The following is a 3,906-nucleotide window of genomic DNA, read 5'->3' as shown; positions in this document are numbered from 1 at the left end:
TCACCGATCTGGATACCAATTCCTATTCTCGATGAATCAACATTGAGATTGGTCATATAAAGCGCGATTTTACCAGCTCTTGCTATATCTAATTGGCGCTGCTCTGTTGTATATTCCTTGCGTAAAGGTCTCATCAAATAAAAATCCATCTTATAAAAACCATCACTTCTCTGCACTCGAAGCGCATTAGCCACTCGATTCAATATAGGCTGACTAATTGGCAAAAGATGATCTGAATTATGATCAAAAAGCTCATCTATCGGAAGTTCAACCATCATAACGTTCCCTTGCGATGCCTTTGTCACTTTCACAAGCTGCATCTTTGTTTCAAAGAGATCGCCAATGTCTTTGATTTGATCAGGAAATCCTATTTTATCATCTTGTTGGCTAGAGACATTATCACCGTGGATTAAGATAAGCTCATCATCATATTGAAAGGTCTGCTCAATGCTTTTCAAAGCTTTTTCTTGTTTGTCAAGCTGGGGAACAGACATTGATTGCAAAACAATAAAAAAAGCAAGCAACAAGACCATTAATGCTAAAAATAGAAGCTCTTGTTTTTTAGGCCCGTTCTCTTTTTGACCGGGCAAATAATCATCTACATCACTCACGAAAACACCTAACACAAAAACACTGCTTAAATCCTCTCGTCAAACAAACGATCAACATCATCTTGCGCAATTGCATCCTTTGTCAACTGAGGGCCATGAAGTAATAAATCTCTTTCTCTATCCGTTTTTTCTAAATCTTTTGCCAATTTAGCTTTATCTATATTTGCAGTGTCATCACCAAATGCTAAAAGCATTCCATTGATTTTATTATCTATCCGAATAAGTGTTTTCACGACTTTAGAGATGCGTTGCCCCGTTAAATCTTGGAAGTTACAGGCCTCAAAAATTTTTGTCACTTCATTTACAACCAATGCTTGGGCTTCAGCATCAAACTGCGCTGACACTTCTTGAATTTTCTCACATGATTCCAGAATTTCACCTGTTGCACGTTCAGTTGCACCAATCACTTCATCAAGCTCATCATAAGCGGTTGGAATGTGATTAGAACTTATTTCTTCTGGATGAATGGATGATAACTCTTTTTTTGCATTCTGGATAAACTTTGAAAGCATTTCAAGCTCGGCATAAAGCCTCAAATCTTTTTGATGCGTATTTTCATTTTTAAAACTCTGGATAATATTATGAACCAATGCTTTCAATTCATCTTTTGACAAAGGAGACTCAGCAAATAATGTCTCGAGATCTACGTCCAAATCAATCGATTGTGAAGCCTCTGTGTTTTCCTGAAATTTCATTCATTCATCCTGTGCCAACTACGTGATTAAAACTTACCTAAAACACTTTGCAGTTTTGTCTTCAGTGTTTCAGCATTAAACGGCTTCACAATATAATTATTAACACCGGCTTGCTTTGCTGCAATGACATTTTCAGACTTGCTTTCGGCTGTAATCATAATGAATGGTGTTTCTTTCAATTTTGTATCTGCTCTCACTTCTTTGAGCAACTCAAGTCCTGTCATTGGTTCCATGTTCCAGTCAGAAATAATCAATCCATAATCTTTTTCTCTCAGCGATTTAAGTGCTGCGCTCCCATCAGAAGCCTCGTCTACATGATCAAAGCCAATTTGTTTCAGAAGGTTCCTAATAATGCGCAACATCGTTTTATAATCATCAACAATCAGTATGTTCATATTTAAATTAACCATTTACGCCCCCTTTCCAATTTTCCAGCTTACGTGACACAATCTCCAATTTTGCTCACAAATTTTAGGTATTCTTCATTGTAAATCATTGAAGATTATCAACTCGTAAAAATTTATAATACATAACATGATTATCCTGAAAATTTCTTTCTCTCTGCCATGAGACGCGTTAAAGACTTTGCTTTTCCATCATTCATCTTTGCCATAATTGGTGCTAACCTAGCTTCTTTCATGTGATCGGCTACTTCAATCAGAACGTCCATCTCTAAATTATCAAAAATCCGAGCTGCATCCTTTGGTTTCATGGCTTCGTAAATTTTAACCAAACTTAAGATCTTTTCTTTTTGTTCTTGATCAAGCTTACCTAATATTGTCTCAATTTGATTCTTCAAGGCTTGGAGTTCAGAAATTTTCTCATCAACACGTTTTTCGGTCACTTGCAAAAGCACCTCACGCTCATCTAACGCCTGTTTCTTATCCTGAATTTCAGTTTTTAAAATGCCTAACTCTTCTATAATTTTTCGATCAGCTGCAGCCAAATCATCTGGTTGAGTCTCATATATCTTAGGCTTGATTTTTAATTCTTCCAGCTCTTGCTCTGGAGTTTTTTTCTCTGCTTTGCCTTCCTTACCGCCTTCAGCTGCAGCATGTTCTGCTCCTTCAGGCTTTGCCTCTGCAGGCGCCTTTTCACCAGCTGCTTCTGTTTTCGTCTCTTTGGCTGCAGTTGCCTCTGTTTTTGGCTCAGCTGGTGTATTTTCAGCCTTTGGCTCAGCTGCTGGCTTTTCTGCTTTTGGATCAGCCGCATCTGCCTTTTGTAAAAACATATCTGGATTCACAGCCCCTGAAAGCACTGCAATAAAATGATTAATCCGGAAACCCAAGAAAAGGACCGCAATAAAAATCAAAATAGGAAGAATACGAACGCGTGCAGGTCTCAGCATACTTATCTAGCCTTTACTTTCATAACATTAAGAATATCTTTTTCAACCTTAGACTGAACACCAGCAGATCCAACTGGCGCACGGTCTCTGAAAGCCATATTGGCATTTGAACGTGACTGATAAGACATTGCTGCTTCTCTTCTGGCCGCAGTACTTGCAGGATTTGATGATTTATAATAGTCAACTTCAGGCGCATATTGTTCTGGCACAGGAGAAGATGGCCCAGAAGGCGAGACAGGCGCAGCACCTCTATTTTTTGTATTATTCTCAGAAGCATGCTCTAATCTTGTCGCAATATGATCTGCTGACTCGATCATGAATTTCAATTCATCCGCAAGAGAGATCGCAAGAGAGATTTTCTCATCTAATTCACGGTGCGAATCGGATGTCAGGTTCTGAAACCCTTTTATATTGCTATCCGCTTCCCCAAATGTATTATTTAAATCTTTCATCATGGTCTGAAAATCATCACGTGATTCCGCAAAAGCTTTTAATTGTTTATTCAAACGAATCGAATAAAAAATCATGCAAGAGAGCAAGATGATAAAGAGCAAATTAAAATAGAGATCAAAATATTCCATCACCTTCTCCTTAAGGCATTTCTTGTCGTTTAACTTTACGATCTATACAAACAGCGATATTGCCTGCGCATCTCCCTAACTTTCCATCGAATAATGGAACATCTCCACAACGGAGCTCAACAGGATCCTTCGCACCGCAATTTAAAACAATCTGGCTACCGACTTGCCAATGAATCACTTCATTGAGTGAAAAGGTCATCTCATCCAAAACTGCTTTTAATGGCACATGAGTCATCCATAATTGTTTTGCCAAGTGGGTCTCCCAAATAGAGTCTCGACCAAACTTCTCCCCCATAAACATTTGGAGCAAGAGTTCACGAATAGGCTCAAGGGTTGCGTAAGGAATCACAATTTCAACACGACCGCCTCTATCATCCATATCAACACGCAAGCGAATCAAAACAGCTGCATTTCCAGGACGTCCTATCGTTGCAAATTTTGGATTTGTTTCCAATCGATCAAACCGGAAAGTCACTGGTGACAAAGGATCAAAGGCTGCAGACATATCATTCATCATGACATGCAACATTTTCTCAACCAAATTACGCTCAATCGTTGTATAAGGGCGCCCTTCAACACGCAGAACTGAAGATCCCTTCCGTCCACCCAACAAAACGTCAACAACGGAATAGATCAGAGAGCTATCAACAAGCATCAGTCCATAGTTATCC

The 3,906-nt window shown here is 38.9% G+C and carries 6 protein-coding genes; all 6 read right to left on the bottom strand.

What is annotated here, in order from left to right; genetic code table 11:
- Positions 1–611: hypothetical protein (locus tag KBF71_08895; protein ID MBP9878428.1), on the bottom strand; the 611-nt coding region annotated here is incomplete at its 3' end.
- Between the two features lie 26 nt (positions 612–637).
- Positions 638–1,306 carry a protein phosphatase CheZ gene (locus KBF71_08890; protein MBP9878427.1) on the bottom strand — a complete coding sequence of 223 codons (669 nt, stop codon included), beginning with the start codon at positions 1,304–1,306 and terminating at the stop codon, positions 638–640.
- A 26-nt stretch (positions 1,307–1,332) separates the two neighbouring features.
- The gene (locus KBF71_08885; protein ID MBP9878426.1) at positions 1,333–1,716 is read right to left on the bottom strand and encodes a response regulator; all 384 of its coding nucleotides are present in this window, start codon (positions 1,714–1,716) and stop codon (positions 1,333–1,335) included.
- Between the two features lie 128 nt (positions 1,717–1,844).
- On the bottom strand, positions 1,845–2,654 hold the full coding sequence (locus KBF71_08880) for a hypothetical protein (GenBank protein ID MBP9878425.1): 810 nt from the start codon (positions 2,652–2,654) through the stop codon (positions 1,845–1,847).
- 2 nt (positions 2,655–2,656) lie between these two features.
- Entirely contained in the window at positions 2,657–3,235 is a 579-nt protein-coding gene (locus KBF71_08875) for a hypothetical protein (GenBank protein ID MBP9878424.1), read from the bottom strand.
- A gap of 10 nt (positions 3,236–3,245) precedes the next feature.
- On the bottom strand, positions 3,246–3,906 hold a 661-nt coding region (locus KBF71_08870; protein ID MBP9878423.1), incomplete at its 5' end, for a FliM/FliN family flagellar motor switch protein.

This window comes from Alphaproteobacteria bacterium (genome assembly GCA_018063245.1).
Taxonomy (GTDB): domain Bacteria; phylum Pseudomonadota; class Alphaproteobacteria; order JAGPBS01; family JAGPBS01; genus JAGPBS01.
The sequence above is the reverse complement of the archived record's forward strand: the minus strand, read 5'-3'. Positions and strand labels throughout refer to the sequence as shown.

What these genes read in the sequence shown, in the direction of transcription:
- KBF71_08890 (MBP9878427.1), bottom strand. Translation starts at nt 1,306, where the DNA reads ATGAAATTTCAGGAAAACACAGAGGCTTCACAATCGATTGATTTGGAC.
- KBF71_08885 (MBP9878426.1), bottom strand. Translation starts at nt 1,716, where the DNA reads ATGGTTAATTTAAATATGAACATACTGATTGTTGATGATTATAAAACG.
- KBF71_08875 (MBP9878424.1), bottom strand. Translation starts at nt 3,235, where the DNA reads ATGGAATATTTTGATCTCTATTTTAATTTGCTCTTTATCATCTTGCTC.
- KBF71_08880 (MBP9878425.1), bottom strand. Translation starts at nt 2,654, where the DNA reads ATGCTGAGACCTGCACGCGTTCGTATTCTTCCTATTTTGATTTTTATT.